The organism is Mycobacterium sp. IDUB_36, from assembly GCF_055419225.1.
This window is the reverse complement of sequence record NZ_JBVAXH010000001.1, coordinates 3,288,961-3,315,104: the sequence shown is the minus strand read 5'-3', so window position 1 is coordinate 3,315,104 and position 26,144 is coordinate 3,288,961. Positions and strand designations below refer to the sequence as shown.

The 26,144-nt window shown below is 67.9% G+C and carries 28 protein-coding genes; 17 read left to right on the top strand and 11 right to left on the bottom strand.

The genetic code is table 11. From position 1 onward, the window contains the following. Nucleotides 1–70 precede the first annotated feature (70 nt). From glmU to ACZYW1_RS16470, 8 genes are all read left to right on the top strand, one after another. A complete protein-coding gene (gene glmU, locus ACZYW1_RS16505) occupies nucleotides 71–1,570 on the top strand; it encodes a bifunctional UDP-N-acetylglucosamine diphosphorylase/glucosamine-1-phosphate N-acetyltransferase GlmU (RefSeq protein ID WP_463787259.1) in 1,500 nt (499 codons plus the stop codon). 44 nt (nucleotides 1,571–1,614) lie between these two features. Next, complete coding sequence (locus tag ACZYW1_RS16500; protein WP_463787258.1) at nucleotides 1,615–2,595, top strand: ribose-phosphate diphosphokinase; 981 nt, start codon at nucleotides 1,615–1,617, stop codon at nucleotides 2,593–2,595. Continuing rightward, nucleotides 2,596–2,724, top strand: a complete 129-nt coding sequence (locus tag ACZYW1_RS16495; protein ID WP_463787257.1) for a hypothetical protein — start codon at nucleotides 2,596–2,598, stop codon at nucleotides 2,722–2,724. It abuts the gene before it with no gap. Further along, complete coding sequence (locus ACZYW1_RS16490; protein WP_463787256.1) at nucleotides 2,721–3,371, top strand: LpqN/LpqT family lipoprotein; 651 nt, start codon at nucleotides 2,721–2,723, stop codon at nucleotides 3,369–3,371. Before ACZYW1_RS16495 ends, ACZYW1_RS16490 begins: the two co-directional genes overlap by 4 nt. 38 nt (nucleotides 3,372–3,409) lie before the next feature. Then, nucleotides 3,410–4,276, top strand: coding sequence for an oxidoreductase (locus ACZYW1_RS16485; RefSeq protein ID WP_463787255.1), 867 nt, complete (start codon nucleotides 3,410–3,412; stop codon nucleotides 4,274–4,276). A gap of 130 nt (nucleotides 4,277–4,406) precedes the next feature. Next, nucleotides 4,407–5,075 (top strand): 50S ribosomal protein L25/general stress protein Ctc, encoded by a 669-nt coding sequence (locus ACZYW1_RS16480; protein WP_463787254.1) that lies wholly within the window; start codon nucleotides 4,407–4,409, stop codon nucleotides 5,073–5,075. Between the two features lie 3 nt (nucleotides 5,076–5,078). Continuing rightward, nucleotides 5,079–5,654, top strand: coding sequence for an aminoacyl-tRNA hydrolase (pth, locus tag ACZYW1_RS16475; RefSeq protein WP_463787253.1), 576 nt, complete (start codon nucleotides 5,079–5,081; stop codon nucleotides 5,652–5,654). A gap of 36 nt (nucleotides 5,655–5,690) precedes the next feature. Beyond that, complete coding sequence (locus ACZYW1_RS16470; RefSeq protein ID WP_463787857.1) at nucleotides 5,691–6,911, top strand: sodium-dependent bicarbonate transport family permease; 1,221 nt, start codon at nucleotides 5,691–5,693, stop codon at nucleotides 6,909–6,911. A gap of 86 nt (nucleotides 6,912–6,997) precedes the next feature. On the opposite strand, the gene ACZYW1_RS16465 is transcribed toward ACZYW1_RS16470, so the two are convergent. Then, a complete protein-coding gene (locus tag ACZYW1_RS16465; protein WP_463787252.1) occupies nucleotides 6,998–7,819 on the bottom strand; it encodes an AraC family transcriptional regulator in 822 nt (273 codons plus the stop codon). Nucleotides 7,820–7,854: 35 nt separating this feature from the next. On the opposite strand from ACZYW1_RS16465, the gene ACZYW1_RS16460 reads away from it, so the two are divergent. Beyond that, nucleotides 7,855–9,120: an amidohydrolase family protein gene (locus ACZYW1_RS16460; RefSeq protein WP_463787251.1), complete on the top strand. Its 1,266-nt coding sequence runs from the start codon at nucleotides 7,855–7,857 to the stop codon at nucleotides 9,118–9,120. Nucleotides 9,121–9,125: 5 nt separating this feature from the next. Here the strand turns inward: ACZYW1_RS16460 and ACZYW1_RS16455 are convergent, their stop codons facing one another. From ACZYW1_RS16455 to ACZYW1_RS16435, 5 genes are all read right to left on the bottom strand, one after another. Further along, complete coding sequence (locus ACZYW1_RS16455; protein ID WP_463787250.1) at nucleotides 9,126–10,760, bottom strand: fatty acyl-AMP ligase; 1,635 nt, start codon at nucleotides 10,758–10,760, stop codon at nucleotides 9,126–9,128. A gap of 284 nt (nucleotides 10,761–11,044) precedes the next feature. Further along, nucleotides 11,045–12,010, bottom strand: coding sequence for a 4-(cytidine 5'-diphospho)-2-C-methyl-D-erythritol kinase (locus ACZYW1_RS16450; RefSeq protein WP_463787249.1), 966 nt, complete (start codon nucleotides 12,008–12,010; stop codon nucleotides 11,045–11,047). A 23-nt stretch (nucleotides 12,011–12,033) separates the two neighbouring features. Beyond that, entirely contained in the window at nucleotides 12,034–12,978 is a 945-nt protein-coding gene (gene rsmA, locus ACZYW1_RS16445; protein WP_463787856.1) for a 16S rRNA (adenine(1518)-N(6)/adenine(1519)-N(6))-dimethyltransferase RsmA, read from the bottom strand. Continuing rightward, nucleotides 12,942–14,069, bottom strand: coding sequence for a transglycosylase family protein (locus ACZYW1_RS16440; protein ID WP_463787248.1), 1,128 nt, complete (start codon nucleotides 14,067–14,069; stop codon nucleotides 12,942–12,944). The genes rsmA and ACZYW1_RS16440 overlap by 37 nt, the downstream gene beginning before the upstream one ends. Before the next feature lie 135 nt (nucleotides 14,070–14,204). After that, nucleotides 14,205–15,050 carry a TatD family hydrolase gene (locus ACZYW1_RS16435; RefSeq protein WP_463787247.1) on the bottom strand — a complete coding sequence of 282 codons (846 nt, stop codon included), beginning with the start codon at nucleotides 15,048–15,050 and terminating at the stop codon, nucleotides 14,205–14,207. Between the two features lie 34 nt (nucleotides 15,051–15,084). Between ACZYW1_RS16435 and metG the strand changes: the two genes are divergently transcribed. Then, entirely contained in the window at nucleotides 15,085–16,626 is a 1,542-nt protein-coding gene (metG, locus tag ACZYW1_RS16430) for a methionine--tRNA ligase (protein WP_463787246.1), read from the top strand. Here the strand turns inward: metG and ACZYW1_RS16425 are convergent. Next, the gene (locus ACZYW1_RS16425; RefSeq protein ID WP_463787245.1) at nucleotides 16,614–16,985 is read right to left on the bottom strand and encodes a nitroreductase/quinone reductase family protein; all 372 of its coding nucleotides are present in this window, start codon (nucleotides 16,983–16,985) and stop codon (nucleotides 16,614–16,616) included. The two genes, metG and ACZYW1_RS16425, sit on opposite strands and share 13 nt — an antisense overlap. A gap of 12 nt (nucleotides 16,986–16,997) precedes the next feature. Next, entirely contained in the window at nucleotides 16,998–17,462 is a 465-nt protein-coding gene (locus ACZYW1_RS16420) for a DUF1772 domain-containing protein (RefSeq protein WP_463787244.1), read from the bottom strand. Between the two features lie 94 nt (nucleotides 17,463–17,556). Between ACZYW1_RS16420 and ACZYW1_RS16415 the strand changes: the two genes are divergently transcribed. The 4 genes from ACZYW1_RS16415 to ACZYW1_RS16400 all read left to right on the top strand — a co-directional run bounded on the left by ACZYW1_RS16415 (nucleotide 17,557) and on the right by ACZYW1_RS16400 (nucleotide 21,584). Then, nucleotides 17,557–18,135: a TetR/AcrR family transcriptional regulator gene (locus ACZYW1_RS16415; RefSeq protein WP_463787243.1), complete on the top strand. Its 579-nt coding sequence runs from the start codon at nucleotides 17,557–17,559 to the stop codon at nucleotides 18,133–18,135. Between the two features lie 87 nt (nucleotides 18,136–18,222). Continuing rightward, on the top strand, nucleotides 18,223–19,401 hold the full coding sequence (locus tag ACZYW1_RS16410) for an NAD(P)/FAD-dependent oxidoreductase (protein WP_463787242.1): 1,179 nt from the start codon (nucleotides 18,223–18,225) through the stop codon (nucleotides 19,399–19,401). Then, on the top strand, nucleotides 19,398–20,300 hold the full coding sequence (locus ACZYW1_RS16405; protein ID WP_463787241.1) for an RNA polymerase sigma-70 factor: 903 nt from the start codon (nucleotides 19,398–19,400) through the stop codon (nucleotides 20,298–20,300). The genes ACZYW1_RS16410 and ACZYW1_RS16405 overlap by 4 nt, the downstream gene beginning before the upstream one ends. A gap of 21 nt (nucleotides 20,301–20,321) precedes the next feature. Next, the gene (locus tag ACZYW1_RS16400) at nucleotides 20,322–21,584 is read left to right on the top strand and encodes an aminodeoxychorismate synthase component I (RefSeq protein WP_463787239.1); all 1,263 of its coding nucleotides are present in this window, start codon (nucleotides 20,322–20,324) and stop codon (nucleotides 21,582–21,584) included. On the opposite strand, the gene rsmI is transcribed toward ACZYW1_RS16400, so the two are convergent. Beyond that, nucleotides 21,540–22,376 carry a 16S rRNA (cytidine(1402)-2'-O)-methyltransferase gene (gene rsmI / locus ACZYW1_RS16395; RefSeq protein WP_463787237.1) on the bottom strand — a complete coding sequence of 279 codons (837 nt, stop codon included), beginning with the start codon at nucleotides 22,374–22,376 and terminating at the stop codon, nucleotides 21,540–21,542. The genes ACZYW1_RS16400 and rsmI overlap by 45 nt on opposite strands. A 25-nt stretch (nucleotides 22,377–22,401) precedes the next feature. On the opposite strand from rsmI, the gene ACZYW1_RS16390 reads away from it, so the two are divergent. Continuing rightward, nucleotides 22,402–23,949, top strand: coding sequence for a dolichyl-phosphate-mannose--protein mannosyltransferase (locus ACZYW1_RS16390; protein WP_463787236.1), 1,548 nt, complete (start codon nucleotides 22,402–22,404; stop codon nucleotides 23,947–23,949). A 72-nt stretch (nucleotides 23,950–24,021) separates the two neighbouring features. Here the strand turns inward: ACZYW1_RS16390 and ACZYW1_RS16385 are convergent, their stop codons facing one another. Then, nucleotides 24,022–24,228, bottom strand: a complete 207-nt coding sequence (locus ACZYW1_RS16385) for a hypothetical protein (RefSeq protein WP_463787235.1) — start codon at nucleotides 24,226–24,228, stop codon at nucleotides 24,022–24,024. Nucleotides 24,229–24,346: 118 nt separating this feature from the next. Here ACZYW1_RS16385 and soxR point away from each other — a divergent pair, with 118 nt between their 5' ends. Together soxR and ACZYW1_RS16375 are read left to right on the top strand one after the other, a co-directional pair. Continuing rightward, nucleotides 24,347–24,778, top strand: a complete 432-nt coding sequence (gene soxR, locus ACZYW1_RS16380; RefSeq protein WP_463787234.1) for a redox-sensitive transcriptional activator SoxR — start codon at nucleotides 24,347–24,349, stop codon at nucleotides 24,776–24,778. Between the two features lie 93 nt (nucleotides 24,779–24,871). Next, on the top strand, nucleotides 24,872–25,462 hold the full coding sequence (locus ACZYW1_RS16375; protein WP_463787855.1) for an alpha-ketoglutarate-dependent dioxygenase AlkB: 591 nt from the start codon (nucleotides 24,872–24,874) through the stop codon (nucleotides 25,460–25,462). A 3-nt stretch (nucleotides 25,463–25,465) separates the two neighbouring features. On the opposite strand, the gene ACZYW1_RS16370 is transcribed toward ACZYW1_RS16375, so the two are convergent. Further along, nucleotides 25,466–26,122 carry a DUF5642 family protein gene (locus ACZYW1_RS16370; protein WP_463787233.1) on the bottom strand — a complete coding sequence of 219 codons (657 nt, stop codon included), beginning with the start codon at nucleotides 26,120–26,122 and terminating at the stop codon, nucleotides 25,466–25,468. Between the last annotated feature and the right edge of the window lie 22 nt (nucleotides 26,123–26,144).

Genomic DNA, 26,144 nt, shown 5'->3' with positions numbered 1-26,144 from the left:
GTTTGTTTTGCCGGAGGTGTGCGGATAATGACACGCTGAGCGAGTAGCGGCGGCAGAGCGAGGAGGGTGGATGACGACACACGGCGAATCAGCGGTCCTCGTCCTGGCGGCCGGGGCCGGAACCCGAATGCGGTCCGACATTCCGAAAGTGCTGCACACCCTGGCCGGGCGCAGCATGCTGGCCCACTCGCTGCATGCGATCGCCAAGATGGCGCCCCAGCACCTGGTCGTGGTCCTGGGCCGCGACCACCAGCAGATCGAGGAGTCCATCGGGGAACTGGCCGAAACGCTGGGCCGGCCCATCGACACAGCGACGCAGGACCAGCAACTCGGCACCGGGCACGCGGTGCTGTGCGGGTTGTCCGCGCTTCCCGACGACTTCCACGGTGTCGTCGTCGTCACCTCCGGCGATATCCCGCTGCTCGACGCCGACACCCTGGCCGACCTGGTCGCCGCGCACAATTCCCGGGGCGCCGCGGTCACCGTGCTGACCACCACGCTGAGCGACCCGACCGGTTACGGCCGCACCCTGCGCACCCAGGACCACGAGGTCATCGCGATCGTCGAGCAAGCCGACGCGACGCCGTCCCAACAGGAGATCCGCGAGGTCAACGCCGGCGTCTACGCCTTCGACATCGCGGCGCTGCGCTCAGCACTGAGCCGGTTGTCGGCCGACAATGCCCAGCAGGAGCTGTATCTGACCGACGTCATCGCGATCGTCCGGCAGGACGGGCAGGTGGTGCAGGCCCGCCACGTCGATGACAGCTCGCTGGTGGCCGGCGTCAACAACCGGGTGCAGCTGTCCGAGCTGGCCGCCGAGCTGAACCGCCGCATCGTGGCGGCCCACCAACTGGCCGGGGTCACCGTTGTCGACCCGGCCACGACCTGGATCGACGTCGACGTGAGCATCGGCCGCGACACCGTCATCCAGCCGGGAACCCAGCTGCTCGGTCGCACCCGCGTCGGCGGCCGCTGCGCGGTCGGGCCGGACACCACGCTGTCCGACGTCTCGGTCGGCGACGGCGCCTCGGTGGTCCGCACCCACGGCAGCGACGCCGTCATCGGCGACGGCGCGGTGGTCGGCCCGTTCACCTACCTGCGGCCCGGCTCGGTGCTGGGAGCCGACGGAAAGCTGGGCGCGTTCGTCGAGACCAAGAACTCCGTGATCGGCGCCGGTACCAAGGTGCCGCACCTGACCTACGTCGGCGACGCCGACATCGGCGAACACAGCAACATCGGGGCGTCCAGCGTGTTCGTCAACTACGACGGCACCACCAAACAGCGCACCACGGTCGGCTCGCACGTCCGCACCGGCTCGGACACCATGTTCGTCGCCCCGGTCACCGTCGGCGACGGCGCCTACACCGGCGCCGGCACGGTGCTGCGCGAGGACGTCCCGCCCGGCGCACTGGCCGTCTCCGGCGGACAACAGCGCAACATCGAGGGCTGGGTCGAGCGCAAACGCCCCGGCACTGCCGCCGCCCAGGCCGCCGCGCAAGCCCGATCGGCCGGCGCCCCCGACCGGCCCGACGGTGACGACTCGGCGTTCGCACCCACCGAGACCCCCTAGTATTCCAATGGCAGTCATCCGATTCGAATCAGTAAGGGCGGCGCGTGAGCTACGACTGGACCGATAACCGCAAGAATCTGATGCTCTTCTCCGGCCGCGCCCATCCCGAGCTGGCCGAGCAAGTCGCCAAGGAACTCGACACCCACGTCACCGCGCAGACCGCCCGCGAGTTCGCCAACGGCGAGATCTTCGTCCGCTTCAACGAGTCGGTGCGTGGCTGCGACGCCTTCGTCCTGCAGTCCGCCCCGGCACCGGTCAACGACTGGCTGATGGAATCGCTGATCATGATCGACGCGCTCAAGCGCGGCAGCGCGAAGCGGATCACGGCGGTCCTGCCGTTCTACCCCTACGCCCGCCAAGACAAGAAACACCGTGGGCGCGAACCGATCTCGGCCCGCCTAGTCGCCGATCTGCTGAAGACCGCCGGCGCCGACCGGATCGTGACCGTCGATCTGCACACCGACCAGATCCAGGGATTCTTCGACGGGCCGGTCGACCACATGCGGGGGCAGAACCTGCTCACCGGCTACATCGGGGACAACTACCCCGAGGGCAACATGGTCGTGGTCTCCCCCGACTCCGGACGGGTGCGCATCGCCGAGAAATGGGCCGACGCGCTGGGCGGCGTGCCGCTGGCGTTCATCCACAAGACCCGCGACCCGCGGGTGCCCAACCAGGTGGTGTCCAACCGGGTGGTCGGTGAGGTCGCCGGAAAGACCTGCGTGCTGATCGACGACATGATCGACACCGGTGGGACCATCGCGGGTGCGGTGAAGCTGCTGCACGACGACGGCGCCAAGGACGTGATCATCGCGGCCACCCACGGCGTGCTGTCCGACCCGGCCGCCGAGCGACTGGCGGCCTGCGGCGCCCGCGAAGTCATCGTCACCAACACGCTGCCGATCGGCGAGGAGAAGCGGTTCCCGCAACTCACCGTGCTGTCCATCGCGCCGCTACTGGCCAGCACCATCCGCGCGGTCTTCGAAAACGGTTCCGTCACAGGGCTTTTCGACGGAGACGCCTAGATGGTTTCGGATTCGGGCCAGGTGCTCGTCTACCACAATCCCCGGTACCTCCAGGCACCGCCGGTTGTCATCACAGCGAAAGGCACGCGGCCGGCTCGTCCGGTCGACACGGTTCGCGAGATCCTGTGAGGCCAGCGCTGCGAGTTGCCGCCGGGCTGGCGGCCCTGACTGTTGCGACAGCCGGGTGCGGGCCGAAAACGCCTGACTACCAGTCGATCTGGTCGACCACACCCACCACCACGAGCGCCGCGCCGACCGGGGCGCCGGTCCCGTTTTCGCAGTACCTGGAGAGCAACGGCATCTCCGGCGAGCCCGTCGAACCCACCACGCTGACCGACCTGACGGTGTCGATTCCCACACCGCAGGGCTGGCAGCGGATCAACCGGCCGAACATCCCGGCCACCACCGAGTTGATCGCCGGAGCCGACGCGTTCCCGAACGCCATGCTGATCGTGTTCAGACTGGGCGGCAATTTCGACGCCAAGGAGCTGGTCAAGCACGGCAACGACGACGCCCGGCTGGCGCAGAACTTCCGACAACTCGAGTCGTCCGACGCCGACTACCAGGGTTTCCCGTCCTCGATGGTCGAGGGCAGCTACAACCTCGGCGACCAGCGGCTGCACACCATCAACCGGATCGTGATCGGGCACGGACCGGGTGAGGATCCGGAGCGTTACCTGATTCAGCTGGCGGTCACCAGCCTGGCCGACAAGGCCGTCGCCGACGCGGTCAGCGTCGAGGCGATCCTGCACGGCTTCACCGTCGCCGCGAAGTAGTTCACCGACACCTCCGGCACCGCACTACTGTGTTTTGCATGACGTCGTGGACCGCTGCAGACCTGCCCTCATTCACCGGACGCACGGTCATCGTGACCGGCGCCAACAGCGGCCTGGGAGCCGTGACGGCCCGCGAGCTGGCCCGGGTCGGCGCGCAGGTGATCCTGGCCGTCCGCAATCCCGGCCGGGGCGAAGCCGCGGCGAAGGAGATGACCGGCGACGTCGAAGTGCGCCAGCTCGACCTCCAGGACCTGGCGTCGGTGCGGACGTTCGCCGACGGCATCTCCCACGTCGACGTGCTGGTCAACAACGCCGGCATCATGGCGGTCCCGCACGCGAACACCACCGACGGTTTCGAGAGCCAGATCGGTACCAACCACCTGGGCCATTTCGCGCTGACCAACCTGCTGCTGCCGAAGGTCACCGACCGGGTGGTCACGGTGTCGTCGATGATGCATTACATCGGTTACATCAGCCTGCGTGACCTGAACTGGACCTCGCGGCCCTACTCGGCCTGGCTGGCCTACGGTCAGTCCAAGCTGGCCAATCTGCTGTTCACCAGCGAGTTGCAACGCCGCCTGCAGACCACCGGCTCGAAGCTGCGGGCGGTAGCCGCTCACCCCGGCTATTCACACACCAACCTGCAAGGTCACTCCGGCAGTCCGGTCGGCGACGCGCTGATGTCGGTCGGCAACAAGCTGGCCACCGACGCCGACTTCGGCGCCCGGCAGACGCTGTTCGCCATCTCCCAAGATGTCGCGGGCAACAGCTTCGTCGGTCCGGCGTTCGCCATGTTCGGCCGGACCAAGCCGGTCGGCCGCAGCCCGCTGGCCAAACGCGACGCCACCGCCGCCGCGCTGTGGGAGCTGTCCGAGCGGCTGACGGACACCAAATTTCCGCTCTGAGCCGCTGGTGCGCTAGCCTGGCCAGGCGTCACGGCGAGGGCGGCTCACCGGAGCCACCGTTATCGACGGGGACCGACATTCAGTCGCGACTCCTGGCCGTGCCCCGGTATCTCACACAGGAGCGACATCAATGGCCAACACTCAGAACAAGCTTGCCGTCCAGGTACGGACCGAGACCGGCAAGGGCGCGTCCCGCCGGGCCCGGCGCGACGGCTGGGTTCCCGCCGTCCTCTACGGTCACGGCGCCGACCCGCAGCACCTGGCGCTGCCCGGCCGCGACTTCGCCGCAGTGCTCCGCCACGCCGGCACCAACGCGGTGCTGACGCTGGACATCGAGGGCAAGGAGCAGCTGGCGCTGACCAAGGCGCTCGACATCCACCCGATCCGTCGCTCCATCACCCACGCTGACCTGCTGGTGGTCCGCCGCGGCGAGAAGGTGACCGTCGACGTCAACGTCGAGGTCGTCGGCGACCCGGTTCCCGGCACCCTGGTCACCCAGGAGACCAGCACCATCCTGATCGAAGCCGACGCGCTGTCGATCCCGCAGTCGTTGACGGTGTCGATCGAGGGTGCCGAGCCCGGCACCCAGTTCACCGCCGGTCAGATCGAACTGCCGTCCGGCGTGAGCCTGATCGCCGACCCGGAGAGCCTGGTCGTCAACGTGGTGGTGGCGCCGACCGAAGAGGACCTGGAAGCCGAAGGCGCCGGCGAAGCCGTCGAGGGCGAAGAGCCGGCCGAAGAGGATGCCGACGGCGAAGCCGAGGGCGAGGCCTCCGAAGCCGAGTCCGAATCCGAATAACCCGTGTCCGGCCCACAACTGGTGGTGGGTCTGGGCAACCCCGGACCGAATTATGCCCAGACGAGGCACAACCTGGGGTTCATGGTTGCCGACCGGCTCGCCGCCCGGCTGGGTTCGAACTTCAAGGTGCACAAGCGATCCGGCGCGGAGATCGCCACCGGTCGACTCGGCGGCCGTTCGGTGGTGCTGGCCAAACCGCGCTGCTTCATGAACGAGTCCGGCCGGCAGGTGGGTCCGCTGGCGAAGTTCTACTCGGTGCCGGCAGCTGACGTCGTGATCATCCACGACGAACTCGACATCGAGTTCGGCCAGATCAGGCTGAAGCTCGGCGGCGGCGAGGGAGGCCACAACGGATTGCGGTCGGTGGCAAACGCGCTCGGCACCAAAGACTTTCAGCGAGTCCGGATCGGGATCGGGCGCCCGCCCGGGCGCAAAGATCCAGCCGCCTTCGTGCTGGAGGCCTTCAGTGCCGCCGAGCGCCCCGAGGTGCCGACGGTCTGTGAGCAGGCGGCCGACGCCACCGAGTTGCTGATCGAACTCGGTCTGGAGCCGGCCCAGAATCGGGTGCACGCGTGGTGAACTCCGCCGGCGACTTCGGTGAGGGAGCTGACTGTGTTGCTTCATGAGTTTCTCAGCAACGTCGGGCACAACCTGTTCAAACCGCTGTTGTTGTTCTTCTACTTCGGCTTCCTACTTCCGTTGCTGAAAGTGGATTTCGAATTCCCCGACGTGATCTACCAGGGCCTGACGATGTACCTGCTGCTGGCGATCGGGTGGCACGGCGGCGAAGAGCTCGCCGAGATCCACGCCTCGAGCATCGGTCAGATCGTCGGTTTCATGATCGTCGGCTTCGTTGTGAACTTCGCCATCGGCATGATCGCCTATCTGCTGTTGACCCGGTTCACGTCGATACGCAAAATCGACAAGGCCACGGTCGCAGGCTATTACGGCTCCGACTCGGCCGGCACGTTCGCCACCGCGGTCGGGATTCTGGTCAGCGCGGGCGTGGCGTTCGACGCCTACATGCCGGTGATGCTCGCGGTGATGGAGGTGCCGGGCTGCCTGGTGGCGCTCTTCCTGGTGGCGCGGCTGCGACAGCGGGGGATGGACGCCGACGGCAACATGCCCGGTGAGCGTGGCTACGTGGCCCTGGCGGAGTCGACGCTCGCCGCCGCCACGCAACCACCCCCCGGGCAGCAGCTCCATCCCGAACACGACGTCAAAATTGGTCAGCGACACGACTTCTCGGCCCCGACAGAGCCTGCAGCCGGGGACGCCGCGGACAACGGCAAGAAGAAGCCCGTGTTGTCCCTGCAATTGCTGCGGGAGGTCTTCCTGAATCCGGGGCTGTTGCTGCTTTTCGGCGGCATCGTCATCGGCTTCATCAGCGGACTGCAGGGGCACAAGGTCACTCACGACGACGACGTCTTCTTCATCTCGGCCTTCCAGGGAGCGCTCTGCCTGTTTCTGCTCGAGATGGGCATGACGGCTGCCCGCAAACTGCGCGACCTGAGGTCCGCGGGTAAGGGATTCATCGTCTTCGCTTTGCTGGTGCCGAATATATTTGCGCCACTGGGCATTGTCGTTGCGCACGGTTACGCGTACCTGATCCATCAGGAGTTCGAGCCGGGAACGTATGTCTTGTTCGCCGTGCTGTGCGCGGCGGCGTCGTATATCGCGGTGCCCGCGGTGCAGCGACTGGCGATTCCCGAGGCGAGCCCGACACTGCCACTGGCCGCGTCGCTCGGGCTGACGTTCTCCTACAACGTCACCATTGGCCTCCCGCTCTACATCGAGATCGCCCACGTCGCCGAGAAGTGGTTCCCGATCACGTGAAGTCGGGCCTCTGACCGTGCCGGACGTCGCCATGACTCCGGTGAAATACCTTCGCTCACATCATCTTTCCTAGCATTGACAGGTCGTCACTCGAGCGCGGTCCGCTGCCGATAGCTCGACGGAGTTTCGCCGCAGAACCTGGTGAACGCGCGGGTGAAGGCGCTCAGACTGTCGAAACCCACTGTGCTGGCTACTTTTTGGACTGACTCACCCGGGCTGACCAGCAACGCCATCGCGCGCAGCATGCGCGCGTGTAGCACGTATGTCCGCCACGACATGCCGACCGCGTCGTCGAACTGGCGTCGCAGCGTCCGCTCGGACACCGCGACGGCGCGACTCACCTCGCCCGCGGTGACCGAGGACAGGTGCGCCTTGGTGTACTCCATGGCCGCGGCCACGGTCGGGTTGTCGGCGGTCGGCAGGCTCAGCGCAGCCTCGTGATCGAGCGCCTCGAACACCAGGTGCCCGAGGGTCTGGAAGAAGCCGTCCGATACCGGGTCGCTGTCCGGGCGGCCGATCGGCCAGCGCAGCGCGTAGATCATCATCTGGCGGATCAGCGGCGACACCATCACGATGCGGGCCCGGTTCTCGACGGCGGGCAGCAGCTCCGGGTCGAACATCACCGCCACGCTGCGGACGTCGGGGGTCATCGTGGCCTGGTGTTCCAGGCCGACCGGTATCCAGGCGGCCTGCTGCGGCGGTAGCAGATAGTGCGCGCTGGCCGTCTCGACTTCCACCACACCGCCGATCGCGTACTGGATCTGGTGCAGGTCGTGGGAGTGCCAGCCGGTCACCAGTTGGCTGCCCTGGTAGAGGTAACTGCCGGCCCGGGCCCGCCCGCCGCGGCGCAACTCGACCAGGCTGGCCGGTTCGGGCAAAAGGTTGGCCGAAGATGCGGAGACGGTCATCGGTCTCCAGGGTAATAAGTAGAGCCATGGACGCAATGGGTACGGACGACCTCGTTCTGGTCAGCATCGACGACCACGTCGTGGAGCCACCGGACATGTTCCTGCGCCACGTCCCGCAGAAGTACAAAGACGACGCCCCGATCGTGGTGACCGACTCTCGCGGCGTCGACCAGTGGATGTACCAGGGCAGGCCGCAGGGCGTCAGCGGCCTCAACGCCGTTGTGTCCTGGCCGGCCGAGGAGTGGGGCCGCGACCCGGCCGGCTTCGCCGAGATGCGGCCTGGCGTCTACGACGTGCACGAGCGGGTGCGCGACATGAACCGCAACGGGATCCTGGCCTCGATGTGTTTTCCGACCTTCACCGGTTTCTCCGCGCGCCACCTCAACATGACCCGCGAAGACATCACGTTGGTGATGGTGTCGGCCTACAACGACTGGCACATCGACGAATGGGCCGGCTCCTATCCCGACCGCTTCATCCCCATCGCCATCCTTCCGACGTGGACCCCGGACGGGATGTGCGCCGAGATCCGCCGTGTCGCCGCCAAGGGCTGCCGCGCGGTCACCATGCCGGAACTGCCGCACCTGGAAGGGCTGCCGAGTTACCACGACGACGACTACTGGGGCCCGGTGTTTCGCACCCTGACCGAGGAGAACGTGGTCATGTGCCTGCACATCGGCACCGGCTTCGGCGCGATCAGCATGGCGTCCGACGCTCCGATCGACAACCTGATCATCCTGGCCACCCAGGTCTCGGCGATGTGCGCGCAGGACCTGTTGTGGGGCCCGGCGATGCGCAAATACCCGGACCTGAAATTCGCCTTCTCCGAAGGCGGAATCGGTTGGATCCCTTTCTATCTGGACCGCAGCGACCGGCACTACACCAACCAGAAGTGGCTGCGCCGCGACTTCGGGGACAAGCTGCCCAGCGACGTGTTCCGCGAGCACTCGCTGGCGTGCTACGTCACCGACAAGACCTCGCTGAAACTGCGGCACGAGATCGGCATCGACATCATCGCCTGGGAGTGCGACTACCCGCACTCGGACTGTTTCTGGCCGGACGCCCCCGAGCAGGTGATGGCCGAACTACGCGCGGCCGGCGCCGACGAGGACGACATCAACAAGATCACCTGGCGCAACGCGTGCAACTTCTTCGGCTGGGATCCGTTCGCCCGCACTCCGCGTGAGCAGGCAACGGTAAAAGCCTTGCGCGCCAAGGGCGCCGACGTCGATGTGTCGATCCGCCCGCGCAAGGAATGGGCCCGGCTCTACGAGCAGAAGCAGCTAGCCGGATTGCACTGACCGGGTTAGGTGACCAGGGTGACCGAGTTCGCCCGGCGCAGCTTGCCCGACGAGGTCTTGGGGATGGTCCCGGGACCGAGCACCACCACGTTGCGTGGTCGCACGTCGACCTCGGTGACCACCTCGTGCGCCACCTGGTGCTCGATGCGCCGCACTTCGGCCGGGTCGTCGTAGGCGTTGGATTCCACTGCGACGGCAAAGGTTTCGCGCGAGTGGCCGGCGTCCAGCCGGACCGCGACGGCGCAGCCGATGCGAACACCCTCGACGCGGCCCGCGGCACGCTCGATGTCGGTCGGGTAGATGTTGCGCCCGGCCATGATGATGACGTCCTTGACCCGGCCGCAGACCACGACGTGGCCGTTCTCCATCAGGTAGCCGAGGTCACCGGTGTCGTACCAGCCGTGCTCGTCCTGCGCCGGCAGGAAGCCACCCATGGTGATGTAGCCGGGCGTCACGCACTCGCCGCGCAACTCGATGACGCCGACACCGCGCGGGGGCATCACGTTGCCGTTCTCGTCGACCACCCGGGCCTCGAGATCCTTGAGCAGCGGGCCGAGTGAAGCCAACCGCCGGGTGTTCCCCTTGGCGGAGGGCACCGCGCGCCGCAGCGCGGCCAGCAGATCCGCGTCGACCTCGTCGACCACCAGGCCGGCGTTGCACTCGGAGAACGACACCGCCAGCGTCGTCTCCGCCATGCCGTAGGCGGGCAGAATGGCCGACGGCTTCAGGCCGAACGGCTTGCCGGCGTCGAGCAGGTCCTCGACGTCGGCCGGGTCGACCGGCTCGGCGCCGGACAGCGCGAACCGCAGCGTGGACAGGTCGTACTGACCCGGCTCGGCCTGCTTGCGCAGGCGCTTGGCGAACAGCGCGTAGGCGAAGTTGGGCGCCGCGGTCATGGTGCCCTTGTACTTGTCGATCAGCTTGGCCCACAGCAGGGTGTCGCGCAGGAAGTCCATCGGCGTGACCTTGACCAGCTCGGCGCCGAAGTACATCGGGATGGTGAGGAACCCGACCATGCCCATGTCGTGGAAGCAGGGCAGCCAGCTGACCATGACGTCGGAGTCGACGTCGTACTCGGCGCCGATGAACATGGCCTCGGCGTTCGAGTAGATGTTGCGGTGGGTGATCTGGACGGCCTTGGGCGACCCGGTCGAACCCGACGTCAACTGCATCAGCGCCAGGTCGTCTTCCTCGGTGTCGACCGGGTCGATCGGCTCGTTGTCGAGCAGGTCGCCGATCGTGAGTACCTTGATGCCCTTCTCTTCGAGCACCGGAATGGCGACCAGGAAGGGCTCGGAGACGATCACGGCGCTCGCCTCGATCATCGCGATGACATTCATGGTGTCCTCGGCCCAGACGGCGAGGTCGGTGCGCGGGGTGGGCTGGTGCAGCATCGTCAGGCTGGCGCCGCGCATCCACAGGGCCTGCGCCGTCGGCGCGATCTCCACCGGGAACCCGGCCAGCACGCCCACGGCGGCACCGGGACCGATTCCCGCGGCGGCCAGCCCGCCGGCGATGCGACGCGCGCGCTCGTGGACTTCGAGCCAGGTATGCCGGACCGGCTCGTGCGGCTCGCCGGTGACCATGCCCCGCGAACTCTCATGAGCATTGCGGAACATGTTCTCGGTAAACCTGCTCACGATTGCCTCCTCGGTTCCGGCGCCATCGCCCGGCCCTTAATGTTGCTCCTGCTCAAGCACACTTTGGGATAGCCGCGCGCCCACAATTGGGCAGCGATTTCATCTCGAATCGGTGGTGATGCGGTAACCGCCCGCAACCAAGTGCCGTCGTTGCCGGAACGCCCGCCGTCGGAGATGGCGGGCAGGAATACCGAGCTCGTTACTCGACCGGAAATCGTCACCGTCGAATATCTTAAACTCCTCTTAAAGATGTGCCAAACCGTGGCGCGGATTTTCTGGGAGATCTACCCGCCGGCGGCCGGCGTGGGCACCACTCGCGCCCCGTGCACCGGGCCACTGGCGACGCGCACCGTGCGGCACACCCCGGCGCCGGTGAGTTCGGTGCCCACGTCCACCGCCGACGATGCCGATGCGCACAGGAACGCGCAGGTCGGCCCGGATCCAGAGACCAGGCCGGCCAACGCGCCGGCCTCGACACCGGCGCGCAGCACCCGGCGCAGTTGCGACTTCAGGCTCAGCGCCGCCACCTGGAGTTCGTTGCCCAGCAGCGGAGCCAGTTCCTGCGCGTCCCCGGACGCCAGAGCAGCCAGCACCGGGCCCGCGTCGCCCAGGCGGGGCGGCTCGCCGACCGACTCTCTGCTGCGCAGATTGTCGAGTTCGCGAAATACCTTCGGGGTGGACAGCCCACCATTGGCGAACGCGAGCACCCAATGAAAAGTGTTGCGGGCCAACACCGTAGCAAGCTCCTCGCCACGGCCGGTGCCCAGCGCGGTACCGCCGTGCAAGGCGAACGGCACGTCGCTGCCCAGCTCCGCGGCCAGCGTGTGCAGATCGCGGCGGGGCAGGCCGAGTTCCCACAGCGAGTTCAGCGCCACCAGCACGCCCGCCGCGTCCGCGCTGCCGCCGCCCATGCCGCCGGCGACCGGGATGCTCTTGTTGATCAGGATCGACACGTCGGGCGCGCGGCCGACGTGTTCGGCCATCAGCTCGGCCGCCTGCCAGGCCAGATTGCGCTGGTCGAGGGGAAGTTGCTCGGCACCCTCGCCGGTGATCTCCAGCGACAGCACGTCGGCGTTGCGCACCGTCACCTCGTCGAGCAGCGATACAGCGTGGAACACCGTCGTCAGCTCGTGATAGCCGGTCTCCAGTAAGTCTCCGACGGCCAGATACAGGTTGATCTTGCCGGGCGTACGGACCGTCACCGATCCAGTGGGCTCCCACTGAGCTGCGGTGCTCGGATCCGTCGGCACCGAACGAGACTATCGCCCGCGGGTCAGCTGGCCGACGCGTGCCGCTGGACGTGACCGCGCGGGCCCGCGTCGCCGACCTCGCCCGAACGTTGGTAGAGCCGGACGAATTCCTCGACGGTCAGGGTCTCGCCCCGTCGCGACGGGTCGATGCTGGCGGCCAGCAGCCGGCTGGCCGATTCATTGCCCGAACCGGCCCACTCGATGAAGGCATTTCGAGATGTCTTGCGCCGCTGCGCGAATGCGGTGTCGATGAGCCTGAAAATGTTCTGCCGGAACTTCGCGTCCGTCGGCCAGGACGGGTTGGTGTGGCGGTCGATGCGGACCAGCCCGGAGTAAACCCGCGGGATCGGCCAGAACACCGTCGGCGACACCGTGCCGTGCCGGCGGACCTCACCGTGAAAGCGGACCTTGACGCTCGGGACGCCGTACTCCTTGCCGCCCGGATCGGCGGCCAGCCGTTCAGCGACTTCGGCCTGCACCATCACCATGACCGTTCGCAGCGTTGGGAATTCGCCGAGCAGATGCAGGATCGCGGGTACCGCCACGTTGTACGGGAGGTTCGCGACGACCGCTGTCGGCGGGGCGTCCAGATCGTCGGGGCCGATGGTCAGGACGTCGCGGTTGATCACCGTCAGCCGCTCGATCTCACTGTTCGCGTGCTCGGACACCGTCTGCGGCAGTCGCTCGGCCAGCACCGGATCGATCTCGACGGCGCTGACCGTGCAGCCACGGTCCAGCAGCGCCAGGGTGAGCGAGCCGAGCCCGGGGCCGACTTCCAGGACGTGATCGTTGCGGTTGACCCCAGATGCGGTCACAATCCGGCGCACGGTGTTGGCATCGTGAACGAAGTTCTGCCCCAACGACTTACGTGGCCGGAACTCGAGTTCCTTGGCCAGTCGCCGGATCTCGGTGCGCCCCAGCAACTGGATGGTCAGCGCGCACCGGCTCTTCCGCTGCACACCGGCCAGGCGCCCCAGCCCTGACGGGCGCGGGTTACCTCGGCGACGGCGATCTGCTCTTCGCGGGAAGCCATGTCGGCACGCGGGGCGAACCGCAGGCCGCCGTTGCGCTCCCAGGTGCTCTGGTCGAACTGCACCCCGCCGTAGTAGCCGTTTCCGGTGTTGATCGCCCAGTTGCCACCGGCCTCACAGCGGGAAATGGCATCCCAGATCTGGCCGTTGCCGACGTTGGGCACCTCGGTGCCCGGCTTGGTGCCGACCCGGACCACCGCATCGCGGGCGGGCGAGATGACGTGGCTGGCCACCGGGAGACGACCGGTCTCGACGCCGTTGACCTTGGACACGGCGTAGGTCATGTCCTGACTGCCCGCGGCGCCCTTGTCTTCGACGATCTCCTTGCTCATGTTCATCTGCGGGTCTTCGATCCGCCGCCGCGGCGGGTCCAGCGGCACCCGCTCGGTGATCTTCTCGATCCGGTTGCGGATCACCTGGATGTGCATGCCGTCGATCACCGGCGCCGCCGCGACGGGCGTCACGTGGTCGCTCTGTTCCAGCGGCACGCCGAGGTTGGCCAGCAGCTCGCCCACCCGGGCCGCGGCCAGATGGACGTTGCGCACCGCGCCGCCGTCGTCGAGCTCGACGGTCTTGGCACTGACGACGGGTAGGGACATGCCGGCCAGCGGGACGCGGCTGCCGCGGGAGGCGGCGGCCGGCGCGGTGTCGGTCATGGCCAGCTGGGCCAGCGCTTCGTCGACGGTGGAGGCCGTGGTCCACACCTGCTTGGTGTTCTGGCCATCCAGCGAGATCTGCAGTGGCCGGCTGCGCCGCAACACGATGTTGGCTGCGTTCGGGACTTTCTCAGCGGGGGCGGGGTACAGGTCGTCGCGGTCGGTGACCGTGAAGCCGTTCTCCTTGATGATGTCGATCACCCGCGACTTCATCGTGGTCACGGTCATCGCGGTGCCGTCGACGCTCAACGTCACGGTCTTGTAGTCGGCGACGGCGAACGCGCCGGCGAAGGCCAAGACCAGCAGAAGGCCCGCGACGAGATAGCGCAGAGCCGGGGAGGGTGCCTGATGAAGTTTCGTAATTATGTTCAACGCGCGTGTATCCCGACCTCGACCACATGAGTGACAGATAAAAGGGGGCCTCTAGGGCCCCCACCGTTTCGATAACAGGACGGTAACGAAAAGCCGAGGGGACAGCAACTCGGCCCCGGCCAGATTAACCGAGTTTTAACCCTCGCGCCCCAGCCGATAGGCGCGCCGCGCGTTCTCCGTAGTGATCTCGGCCACGTCCTCGGCGGACCGGCCGATCAACTCGGCCAGCGCCCGCGCGGTGTAGGGCAGGCAGTACGGCTCGTTGGGTGCGCCCCGGTACGGATGGGGGGTCAGAAACGGCGCGTCGGTCTCGACCAGGAGCTGCCCGGTCGGCACCAGCGGGACCGCTTCGCGCAGCGCGTGGGCGTTCTTGAAGCTCACCGTGCCGGACAGGCTGACCATCCAGCCGGCGTCGGCGCAGGCCCGTGCCAACTCCGGGCCCGACGAAAAGCAGTGGAAGATCACGGTTTCCGGGGCGCCCTCGGCCCGCAGCACATCGAGCACGTCGGCGTCGGCGTCGCGGTTGTGGATCATCAGCGGTTTGCCGGTTCGCTTGGCCAGGTCGATATGCCAGGCGAACGCTTCCAGCTGCACGGCCGGGTCGGCGCAACCGTCGAGTTTGCCGGGCCAGAACAGGTCCATGCCGGTCTCCCCGACCGCCACCACGCGGGGGTGGGCGGCCAGCCGCTCGATCTCGTCGCGGGCGTCCTCGGTGAGCGCGTCCGCGCGGGTGGGGTGCAGCGCCACCGCCGCATACACCCGGGGATCCCAGTCGGCGGCCCGGGTCGCCCAGCGCGCCGCCGCCAGGTCGTCGGCGATGGTGACCACCGCCGTCACCCCGACCGCCGCCGCGCGGTCCACGATCGCGCGCACGTCCCGGGCGTCCGTCGCGCCGCAGGCATCCAGGTGGGTGTGCGCGTCGATCAACGGGCTCAGCCGCGGCGGGGCGGGCGGCGGCGGACGTTTGGAGCTCACGCGCACACCCTAAGTCGCCCGGCAAATAAGGTATGAGGCGATGAAGCCGTACTACGTCACCACCGCGATCACGTACCCCAATGGCGACCCGCACGTCGGGCACGCCTACGAGTACATCGCCACCGACGCGATCGCCCGGTTCAAACGCCTCGACGGCTTCGACGTCCGCTTCCTCACCGGAACCGACGAGCACGGCCTCAAGATGGTCGAGACCGCGGCGGCGGAAGGAATTCCGACCGCCGACCTGGCCCGGCGCAACTCTGATGTGTTCCAGCGCCTGCAGCAGAAACTGAACATCTCCTTCGACCGGTTCATCCGCACCACCGATGCCGACCACCACGAGGCATCCAAAGACATCTGGCGGCGCATGGACGCGGCCGGCGACATCTATCTCGACAGCTACTCGGGTTGGTACTCGGTGCGCGACGAGCGGTTCTTCGTCGAGTCGGAGACCGCGCTCGTCGACGGCGTCCGGATCGCCGTCGAGACCGGCACCCCGGTGACCTGGACCGAGGAGCAGACGTACTTCTTCCGACTGTCGGCCTACGCCGATAAATTGTTGGCGCACTACGACGCCCACCCGGAGTTCATCGCTCCGGAGGTGCGACGCAACGAGGTGGTCAGCTTCGTCTCGGGCGGACTGCGCGACCTGTCCATCTCGCGCACCTCGTTCGACTGGGGTGTCAAGGTGCCCGACCATCCCGACCACGTCATGTACGTCTGGGTCGACGCGCTGACCAACTATCTGACCGGCGTCGGCTTTCCCGACACCGAATCGGAACTTTTCCAACGCTATTGGCCGGCCGACCTGCACATGATCGGCAAGGACATCATCCGGTTCCACACCGTCTACTGGCCGGCATTTCTGATGTCGGCGGGAATCCCGTTGCCGCGCCGAGTTTTCGCGCATGGATTCCTGCTCAACAAGGGCGAGAAGATGAGCAAGTCGGTCGGCAACATCGTCGACCCGAACACCCTGGTCGACACGTTCGGCGTGGACCAGGTGCGCTACTTCCTACTACGCGAGGTCCCCTTCGGCCAGGACGGCAGCTACAACGAGGACGCGATCATCGCCCGGATCAACGCCGACCTGGCCAACGAGCTGGGCAACCTGGCCCAGCGATCGCTGTCGATGATCGCCAAGAACCTCGACGGCGTGGTGCCCACGCCCGGTGAGTTGAGCGCTGACGACACCGAGTTGCTCGCCCTCGCCGACGGCCTGCTGGTCAAGGTGCGGGCCGAATTCGACAACCAGGCCATGCATCTCGCGCTCGAGGCGATCTGGCTGATGCTCGGCGCGGCGAACAGGTACTTCTCGGCGCAGGAGCCGTGGGTGCTGCGCAAGAGCGAAGCCGAGGCCGACCACGCGCGTTTCGCGACCGTCCTCTACGTGACAGTCGAGGCGGTGCGCATCGCGGCGCTGCTGGTTCAACCGGTGATGCCGGATTCGGCAGCCAGGCTGCTCGACCTGCTCGGCCAATCGCCCGAGGAGCGCAGTTTCGCCGCTATCGGCGCACGGTTGCAGCCCGGCACCGCGCTGCCGGCGCCGAGCGGGGTCTTCCCGCGCTATCAGGTCGACTGAGTTCGCTTATCGGACAGGCGAATACGAACCGTCACCCGGCCCTCGGCGTCGCGGTGGGCAACGGCGTGCCCCGCCCGCTCTGTCCCGCCCAGGGTCAGCGTCACCGCAGCGCCCTCGCCGACGAAGTTGCGCCACCAGGTCTTGGCGTCGGGAAGATTCGCGGCGACCTCGACCTCGTCGCCGTGACGGCGGTACGCCACCGGGATGCTGAACGTCCGTCCCGACCGTCGTCCGGTGTAGCTGAGCATCGTGACATTGCGACGCAACAGTTTTCCGAGCCGCGGCGATCCGGCGATCGCCGCGACGGGCGCGTTGAACAGCGGGGCCGCCCGCATGATGATTCTCGCGACATTGACCATCGTCTCAACCTTTCAGATCAGCAGCGTCGCACACAGTGACGCCACCGTCAGTCCTTGCAGCGCCGCCCTCGCATTGATGACAGCGTCCCACTTGTGTTGCAGTACACGAACATTGGTGATCGATTCAGAGCGGTCGACCGCAGCGGTCAGTTCACGATTGATCGGGGCGCTCACCCGCAGGTAGACCACCAGCCACACCACGAGAAGGACGACCGCACCGGCGGCCACCCCGGCCTGCGCCCAGCGATCCGACAGCGCGAAAAGCGCCGCACTGACGGCCGCCGCCACCAGACCGAGCACCCCCGGCACCGGCATCCGCCTGTCCCCGTACCGGTGGATGTTGCCCATCACCGCGAGCAGGACCGCGTCGTCGACCTCGGCGAGCGCGGGTCGTTGCACGACAGCGCAGAACACGTCGGTGCCGTAGACCACCGCGGCGCCCAGCACCGCGATCAGTGCGACCAGTTCGGCGGCCATGAATCCTCCTCGCTCGGGTGCTAGCGACGCTAACTCCATACTCCGATCGTGTCAATAGCGTCGCTAGCGTTGATAGCAGAGCTAGCATGCAGCCATGGCCATCGAGGACCGCAGGGAGCGCGAGCGCGCCGCGCGCCGGCAATTGATCACCGCCACGGCGCGCAGGCTGGCCGAGGCCGAGGGTTGGGAGGCGGTCACCACCCGCCGGCTGTCGGCCGAAATCGAATACAGCCAGCCGGTGCTCTACAAGCATTTCGCCGGCATGGAGGGCATCGTGGCGTCGGTCGCCGTCCAGGGCTTCGGTGAACTGCGCGACGCCCTTTCCGCCGCGCGTGCGCAAGCTACCGACAGCCACGCCGCGTTGGCCCGAGTCGCCCACGCCTTCACCGGGTTCGCCCGCGACAATCCGGCGCTGTTCGACGCCATGTTCATCCGGGCGAGCACGCTGGTGTTCGCCGCCGAGGACACCCCGGACGAACTGAACGCGGCCTTCGAGGAGCTGCGGGCCGCGGTCGAAGCGGTGGCCGGCGCCCGTGATCCCGACACCCTGACCGAGGTGGTGTGGGCCGCTCTGCACGGGCTGATCACGCTGGACCGGAGCGGCCGCCTGCGCCCCGAGTTCCACGACGCCCGGGTCGACATCCTGGTCGCCGAGGTGTGCGCGGCGGCGTGAGCCTGGTCACAGCGGCCGGGCAGCTGTCACAACGATGAGCGCAGCGGTGTCTTGAGGGCAGCACATCCCCCGAGACAGGAGAACACCATGACCGCCCAGCGCACTCACATCGTCGTGATCGGCGGCGGATACGCCGGCACACTGGCCGCCAACCGCCTGCGGCTGAACCCCGCCATCGACACCATCACCGTGGTCAACCCGCGACCGGTGTTCGTCGAGCGGATCCGCCTGCATCAAATGGCCGCCGGCAGCGGCAGCGCGGCCGTCGACTACGGAACGCTGCTCGGCGAGGGCATCCGCCTGGTCGTCGACCAGGCCGAGCGGATCGACACCGCCGAGGGCACCGTCGAGCTGTCCTCCGGCGCGACGCTGAACTACGACTACCTGATCTATGCGGTCGGCAGCACCGGCGTGGTCCCGGCAGCGGTGCCCGGCGCCGCCGAATTCGCCTATCCAGTAGCCGAATTCGAGCAGGCCGAACGACTCCGCGATGCGCTCGGCGAGCTGCATCCCGCCGCGCCGATCACCGTCGTCGGCGCGGGGCTGACGGGCATCGAAGCGGCATCCGAGCTGGCCGAGCAGGGGCGTCGGGTGCACCTGGTCTGCGGCGGAACGCTGGGCCCATCACTGAGCCGGCCCGGTCGCCGCTCGGTGGCCAAGTGGTTGCGCCGCCTCGGTGTGGACGTGCGCGAAACCGCAACTGTCGCCGAGGTCCGCGCCGACGCCGTGGTGCTCGCCGACGGCTCCCTGCTGCCGAGCGCCCTGACGGTGTGGACGGCGGGCTTCGGGGTTCCGGAACTGGCCGCCCGCAGCGGGTTGCACACCGACACCCTGGGCCGGTTGCTCACCGATGAGACACTGACCAGCGTGGACGATCCCCGCATTGTGGCGGCCGGTGACGCCGCGGCGCCGTCCGGCCAGCCGCTGAGGATGAGCTGCCAGGCCGCGATCCCGTTGGGCGCGCAAGCCGCCGACACGGTGCTCAGCCGCATCGCCGGCACCCGGCCGGCCGCGGTCGACCAGGCTTTCACGGGACAGTGCATCAGCATCGGGCGTCGATACGCCACGGTCCAGTTCGCCCACCTCGACGACACTCCGATGAACCTGTTCGTCGGCGGCCGGATCGCCGCGTCCATCAAGGAACTGGTCTGCAAGGGCACGGTGTGGGGCATTCGCAAAGAGGCCGCCAAGCCCGGCTGGTATCGGTGGCTCAAGGGTGGCGGGCGGGCGCAGCGTCGCGCGGACGAGACGGTCGCGGTGCCATGACCGCCCCCGCCGATCACGCCGAGCGGTTCATCCTGCTGCGGCCGCTGCTGTTCACCATCGCCTACGAAATCCTGGGCTCGACAACCGAATCCGATGACGTGCTGCAGGACAGCTACCTGCGGTGGGCCGAGGTCGACCTCAGCGGCGTGCAGGACACCAAGGCCTATCTGGCCCGGCTGGTCACCCGCCAGGCGCTCAACGCGCTGCGGGCGGGTGCCCGGCGCCGGGAGGACTACGTCGGCCCGTGGCTGCCCGAGCCGCTGCTGCTCGACGAGCAGGATCCCTCGGCCGATGTCGTTCTGGCCGAATCGGTTTCGATGGCCATGCTGGTGCTGCTCGAAACATTGAGTCCCGACGAGCGGGCGGTGTTCGTGCTGCGCGAGACGTTCGGCTTCGACTACGACGAAATCGCCTCGGCGGTAGGCAAATCGGTGCCGGCGGTACGTCAGGTCGCGCACCGCGCCCGCGAGCACGTGCAGGCGCGGCGCAAACGCTTCGCACCGGCCGACCCCGCCCAGAACACCCGGATCGCCGCCGAGTTCATGGCCGCGGCGGCCGGTGGCGACGTGCAGGCGGTGATGTCGATGCTGGCCCCCGACGTGGTGTGGACCGCCGACAGCAACGGCAAGGCCAGCGCGGCCCGCCGTCCGGTGGTCGGCGCCGACAAGGTCGCCCGGGCGATGGTGGGGCTGATCAGCCGCGGCATGCAGCTGCCGGATGTCCGCGCGGAAATGGTGGTCTGCAACTCCGCCCCCGCCGTCCTGCTCTACGCCGGAGAGACCTTGGAGGGCGTCTTCACCGTCGAGATCGTCGACGGCAAGATCAGCAATTTCTACGCGATGCGTAATCCGGACAAGCTCGCCGCGGTCACCACTGCACGCAAAATCAGCCGCGGCTGAGATTTCTGCCAAGCTAGGGGCGTGCGAATCGACCGGCTCGGCGATCTGGGCAGCGCCCACGAGGTGCTTCGCGCCGTCGGCGACGCCACCCGCCGATTCGACCTGCCGCCGCCCGCCGCCCTGACCGGGCAGTGGTTCGGCGCACTGGCCGTCATCGCGCCCAGCCTGGCAGTCCGTCCCGTCGACCCGGCCGATGCCTTCGACGTCCGGCCCGGCTCGCACAGCACCACGGTCGGCGGGGGCTGGATCGGCTACCTGTCCTACCCGGATCACGGTTCTGCGGGACGCTCCGGCCGGGTTCCCGAGGCCGCCGGCGGCTGGACGGACTGCGTGCTGCGCTGCGACCGCGATCGGCAGTGGTGGTACGAGAGCTTGTCCGGCGCCCCGATGCCCGGGTGGCTGGCCGAGGCGCTGACCTCTCCGACCGCCACGCGGGCGTACCGGATCGACTGGAGCGCCGCCGACCAGCAGGCGCACCGGGCCGGCGTGTTGGCCTGCCTGGAGGCCATCCGGGCAGGCGAGGTGTACCAGGCCTGCGTGTGCACCCAGTTCACCGGCACGATCACCGGCGATCCGCTGGACTTCTTCCTCGACGGTGTCGCACGCACGGATCCGGCCCGGGCGGCCTACGTCGCCGGTTCCTGGGGTGCGGTTGCTTCGTTGTCACCGGAGTTGTTCCTCTGCCGCCGTGGTGATCTGGTGACGTCGAGCCCGATCAAAGGCACGTTGCCGCTGTACGCTCCCCCGTCGGCGTTGCGGGCGTCGAGCAAGGACGTCGCCGAGAACGTGATGATCGTCGACCTGGTCCGCAACGACCTGGGGCGGGTCGCAGTCACCGGTTCGGTCACGGTGCCCGAGCTACTCGTCGTGCGGCCCGCGCCGGGCGTGTGGCATCTGGTGTCGACGGTGTCGGCGCAGGTTCCGGTGCAGCTGCCCACCGCGGCGCTGCTGGAAGCCACCTTTCCGCCGGCGTCCATCACCGGAACACCCAAACTGCGTGCCCGCGAGCTGATTTCACAGTGGGAGCAGGAAAGTCGCGGAGTCTATTGCGGCACAGTCGGTTTGGCGTCACCGGTGGCCGGCTGCGAGTTGAACGTCGCGATCCGCACGGTGGAGTTCGACGCGGTCGGCAATGCGGTGCTGGGATCCGGCGGCGGAATCACCGCCGATTCCGACCCCGATGCCGAATGGGAGGAGTGCCTGCACAAGGCCGCCCCGATCATCGGAGCGAGCGCGGTCTCAGCCGCGGGCCCGCAGCACCGCGTCGTAGAGCTCACGCCGTGACGTCGCCCCCGGCGTAGCCGAAATCACCTGCGCGCAGGCATCTTTGACACCCATCCCGTCGTCGGCCAGCGCGATCACCTGAGTCACCAGCGTGGGCAGATCCGTCTGCAGCACCGCGCCCGCCAGCACCACGGTGATCTCACCGAGCACGCCGTCGGCGGCCCAGTCGGCCAGCTCGTCCAGCGATCCGCGCAGCACTTCTTCGTGCACCTTGGTCAGCTCGCGGCAGACGGCGGCCCGCCGGTCGCCGCCCAGCTGCTGGACCGCGTCGAGCAGGCAGGCATGCAGGCGGCGCGGCGACTCGAAGAACACCGCTGTGCGCTGCTCGGTCGCCAGCGACGCCAGCCAGGTGCGGCGCGCCCCCTGTTTGCGCGGCGCGAATCCCTCGAAACAGAACCGCTCCGAGGGCAGGCCCGAGACGGCCAGCGCGGTCGTCACCGCCGACGGACCGGGCAGACACTGCACCACGATGCCGGCTTGCACGCAGGCCGCCACCAGCCGGTGGCCCGGATCGCTGATCAACGGCATCCCGGCGTCGCTGACCACCAGAGCGGTGGCCCCGGCGGCGATCTGCTCGACCAGAGCGGGCACCCGGGCCGCTTCGTTGTGGTCGAAGAGGCTGACCACCTTTCCGGCGACCTCGACGTCGAGCGCCTTGGCCAGCATTCGCAACCGGCGGGTGTCTTCGGCAGCCACGATGTCGGACGTCGCCAGCGCGGCGATCAGCCGGGGCGACGCGTCGGACGGCTGGCCCAGCGGCGTGGCGCCCAGCAGCAGTCGGCCCGAGCTCATGGGCGACAGCCTACGATCAGTTCTGATGACCGCCTTGACCGACGAGCTCGTCGCCGACGACGAAGCACCGGTGATCAGCCCCGGACCGTTGGCGCCCGCACCCGATTTCGGTCCGGTGGACCGGCTCGAGGGATGGGTGGTCACCGGCGTCATCACGGCGCTGGCCGCGCTGACCAGAACGGTGAACCTGGGATCGCCCACCGACGCCGGCACACCGGTCTTCGACGAGAAGCACTACGCGCCACAGGCCTGGCAGATGCTGCACAACCACGGCGTGGAGGACAACCCCGGTTACGGACTGGTCGTGCACCCGCCGGTGGGCAAGCAGTTGATCGCGACCGGCGAGGCGCTGTTCGGCTACACCGGCCTGGGGTGGCGCTTCACCGGCGCGGTCCTGGGCACGATCCTGGTGGCGCTGGTCGTCCGGATCGTGCGGCGGATCAGTCGTTCGACGCTCGTCGGGGCGATCGCGGGACTGCTGGTGATCGCCGACGGGGTCAGCTTTGTGGTGGCTCGCACCGCGCTGCTCGACGGCTTCCTGGCGTTTCTGGTGCTCGCCGCGTTCGGCGCGCTGATCGTCGACCGCGATCAGATGCGCGAACGCATGCATGTGGCGTTCACCGAGGGCCGCATCGCCGAGACGGTCTGGGGACCGCGGCTGGGGGTGCGGTGGTGGCGGTTCGGCGCGGGCGTGCTGCTCGGATTGGCCTGCGGGACAAAGTGGTCCGGGCTGTACTTCGTCGTGTTCTTCGGGTTGATGTCATTGGCGTTCGATGTGGCGGCCCGCAGGCAGTACCGGGTGCTGCGGCCGTGGCTGGGCACGGTACGCCGTGACCTGTTCCCAACGGCTTACGCGCTGTTGCTGATTCCGTTCGGGGTCTACCTGGCCAGCTACGCGCCGTGGTTCGCGTCCGAGACGGGGATCGACCGCCACGAAGTAGGTCAGTCGATCGGCCGACACTCGAATGTACCGCTGCCCGATGCGATCCGCTCGCTGTGGCATTACACCGCGAACGCGTACCACTTCCATGCCGGGTTGACGAACGCCGCCGGCAACTACCACCCGTGGGAGTCCAAGCCATGGGCATGGCCGATGTCGTTACGACCGGTGCTCTACGCGATCGACCAGCAGAACGTTCCAGGTTGCGGCGCGCAGTCGTGCGTCAAAGCGGTGATGTTGGTCGGCACACCGGCGATGTGGTGGATCTCGGTACCCGTGCTGCTGTACGCGGGCTGGCGGATGCTGGTGCGCCGCGACTGGCGCTATGCCGCGGTGCTGGTCGGATACTGTGCGGGCTGGTTGCCGTGGTTCGGTGACATCGATCGACAGATGTACTTCTTCTACGCGGCGACCATGGCGCCGTTCCTGGCGATGGCGATCGCCCTCGTCCTCGGCGACATCCTCTACAAACCCAATCAGGGTGCGGAGCGGCGCAGCCTCGGGCTCATCGCGGTGTCCTGTTACGTCGCACTGGTTTTGACGAACTTCGCCTGGCTGTTCCCGATCCTGACCGGTCAGCCGATTTCGCAGAACACCTGGAACATGGAGATCTGGCTACCCAGCTGGCGCTGACATTGCGCACCGAACCCTGGGGTCGCGAAGCCGCGTCATTGCCTGCCCGGCCTGCTGTTCAGCGCCTCCGGGTCAACCCAAGGCGCAGGCTTCGCGCAACTTCGGCGAATAGGTGACGTCGCCGCACTCGCATTCCCAGGTGGTGTGCCGGGCTCGACTGCAGGTGCACGCCCTGGTGGCGACGAGCATGTGCCCGGGCAGCAGCCAGTGTCCGTTCGCGCAGCGATAGGGCCGTTTGTCCGTGTACAGCGCCAGCTCGTCGTCAACATCCATAGTCACGTCTACGACAGTGACAGGTCCGGCCCGGCGGCGGCAGGTCGGCGGCCGGATCGTGATCGTTCGGTGTCCGGCCCGGAGCGTGTCGGTGACCTACCGAACCCCAAGTATTGTTCAGGTTGTGTCCGGCCCGGAACTGCATCCCGGTGAGCTCGCGGCGCGTGCCGGGGTCGCCGTCTCGGCCCTGCACTTCTACGAGCGGCAGGGCTTGATCACCAGTAGCCGGACGTCAGGCAACCAGCGCCGCTACAGCCGTGACACCCTGCGACGGGTTGCCTTCATCAAGATGTCGCAGCGCCTGGGCATCCCACTCGCCCGGGTCCGCGATGCGCTGACCGGCCTGCCCGCCGATCGCGCGCCCACCAGCCGGGACTGGGCGAAGCTGTCCGCCGGCTGGCGCTCCGATCTCGACGATCGCATCCTGCATCTGCAGCGTCTGCGCGACAACCTCGCCGACTGCATCGGCTGCGGTTGCCTGAGCCTGAAGGCATGCGCGCTGTTCAATCCCGGCGACGCGCTCGGCGAGCGTGGCCCCGGCGCCGCGCTCCTGTAACCGCACCACGCGACACCTCGTGCCGGCCGGCTCCGGACGGCGGCGCCGCAGGCGAAAATCGAACAGACGTGCGATAGAATCGCGGGCGTGGCGATGGAGGTACAGCAGTCGTTGTTCGAGTGCAACGAACGCCGCTTGCTGGAGCACGGTGCCTGGATCGACGTGCGCTCCGGGTGGTTGACCGGGGCCGACGAGACGCTGGGCGAGCTCATGGAGACCATCCCCTGGCGCGCTGAGCGCCGACAGATGTACGACCGGGTGCTGGACGTGCCCCGCCTGGTGAGCTTCCACGATCTGACCGTCGACGAAGCGCCGCATCCGCAGCTGGCCCGAATCCGTCGACGGCTCAACGACATCTACGCCGGCGAGCTCGGCGAACCGTTCACCAGTGTCGGCCTGTGCTGGTACCGCGACGGATCCGACAGTGTCGCGTGGCACGGCGACACCATCGGACGCAGCAGCACGCAGGACACCATGGTGGCCATTGTCAGCCTCGGCGCCACCCGCACCTTCGCGCTGCGGCCCCGCGGGGGCGGTGCATCGCTGCGACTGCCACAGGCCCACGGCGACCTGCTCGTGATGGGCGGCTCATGTCAGCGCACCTGGGAACATTCGGTGCCGAAGACGTCGGCCAGCACCGGTCCGCGGGTCAGCCTCCAGTTCCGGCCCCGGGACGTCCGCTAGCGATCAGTTCTTGATCGCGGCCACCGACTTCACCAGTAGGTCGCGCGCCTGTTTGGTGTCGACCGGTTTCGGCGGCTGACCAGGAATCGGCATCGGGTTGGCGGTGACGATCACCTGGTACTCGCCGAAATGCGCCGTGTAGTTGTACAACTCGCCGCTGCGCGGCTTGCCCTGCACCACGGTTTGCAGCAGCCGGTGCACACCGAGTGTCTGGGTGCCGTCGATGTGCGGCGTCTCGACGATCTCGATCAGCCCGCGCACCCGGCCACCCTGGAACGCCACTTTGCTGCAGTTTCGCGCGGGCTCTTTGAACGGCACCGGGGCCGACGTCTGGACTGCCATCGCAATGAAGCGTCCGCCTTCACCTTCGGCGGCCACCGCGGCCATGTTCCCCTGCAGTCCCGCCGGCATGTCGTCACCAATGACGAACTCCGCGCAGTCGGGCGGATCGAAGGTCAGTCCAGGTGGCAGCTTGTGGGTGGCCAGCACCTTGGGATCGATTGCGGTTTTGGCTGTTTCCTTGACTTTGTAGCCCGGCCCGAAGTCCGACTTGACCTGCGTGATCTTCGAGATATCCGCAGACGGTGGCGCCTCCGATGATCCGTGGGAGCACGCCGCCAACGTGCAGACCGTCCCGATCGCAACCGCAATCCGCATCATTCGCGCCAATCTAACGCACCGC

Bases quoted from the DNA above. Each gene is read 5' to 3' on its own strand.
- ACZYW1_RS16370 (WP_463787233.1), bottom strand. From the start codon at position 26,122: ATGATGCGGATTGCGGTTGCGATCGGGACGGTCTGCACGTTGGCGGCG.
- ACZYW1_RS16485 (WP_463787255.1), top strand. From the start codon at position 3,410: ATGACGTCGTGGACCGCTGCAGACCTGCCCTCATTCACCGGACGCACG.
- ACZYW1_RS16405 (WP_463787241.1), top strand. From the start codon at position 19,398: ATGACCGCCCCCGCCGATCACGCCGAGCGGTTCATCCTGCTGCGGCCG.
- ACZYW1_RS16425 (WP_463787245.1), bottom strand. From the start codon at position 16,985: ATGGTCAATGTCGCGAGAATCATCATGCGGGCGGCCCCGCTGTTCAAC.
- ACZYW1_RS16390 (WP_463787236.1), top strand. From the start codon at position 22,402: ATGACCGCCTTGACCGACGAGCTCGTCGCCGACGACGAAGCACCGGTG.
- ACZYW1_RS16460 (WP_463787251.1), top strand. From the start codon at position 7,855: ATGGGTACGGACGACCTCGTTCTGGTCAGCATCGACGACCACGTCGTG.
- glmU (WP_463787259.1), top strand. From the start codon at position 71: ATGACGACACACGGCGAATCAGCGGTCCTCGTCCTGGCGGCCGGGGCC.
- metG (WP_463787246.1), top strand. From the start codon at position 15,085: ATGAAGCCGTACTACGTCACCACCGCGATCACGTACCCCAATGGCGAC.
- ACZYW1_RS16410 (WP_463787242.1), top strand. From the start codon at position 18,223: ATGACCGCCCAGCGCACTCACATCGTCGTGATCGGCGGCGGATACGCC.
- ACZYW1_RS16495 (WP_463787257.1), top strand. From the start codon at position 2,596: ATGGTTTCGGATTCGGGCCAGGTGCTCGTCTACCACAATCCCCGGTAC.
- ACZYW1_RS16420 (WP_463787244.1), bottom strand. From the start codon at position 17,462: ATGGCCGCCGAACTGGTCGCACTGATCGCGGTGCTGGGCGCCGCGGTG.
- ACZYW1_RS16465 (WP_463787252.1), bottom strand. From the start codon at position 7,819: ATGACCGTCTCCGCATCTTCGGCCAACCTTTTGCCCGAACCGGCCAGC.
- rsmI (WP_463787237.1), bottom strand. From the start codon at position 22,376: ATGAGCTCGGGCCGACTGCTGCTGGGCGCCACGCCGCTGGGCCAGCCG.
- ACZYW1_RS16415 (WP_463787243.1), top strand. From the start codon at position 17,557: ATGGCCATCGAGGACCGCAGGGAGCGCGAGCGCGCCGCGCGCCGGCAA.
- ACZYW1_RS16480 (WP_463787254.1), top strand. From the start codon at position 4,407: ATGGCCAACACTCAGAACAAGCTTGCCGTCCAGGTACGGACCGAGACC.
- ACZYW1_RS16375 (WP_463787855.1), top strand. From the start codon at position 24,872: ATGGAGGTACAGCAGTCGTTGTTCGAGTGCAACGAACGCCGCTTGCTG.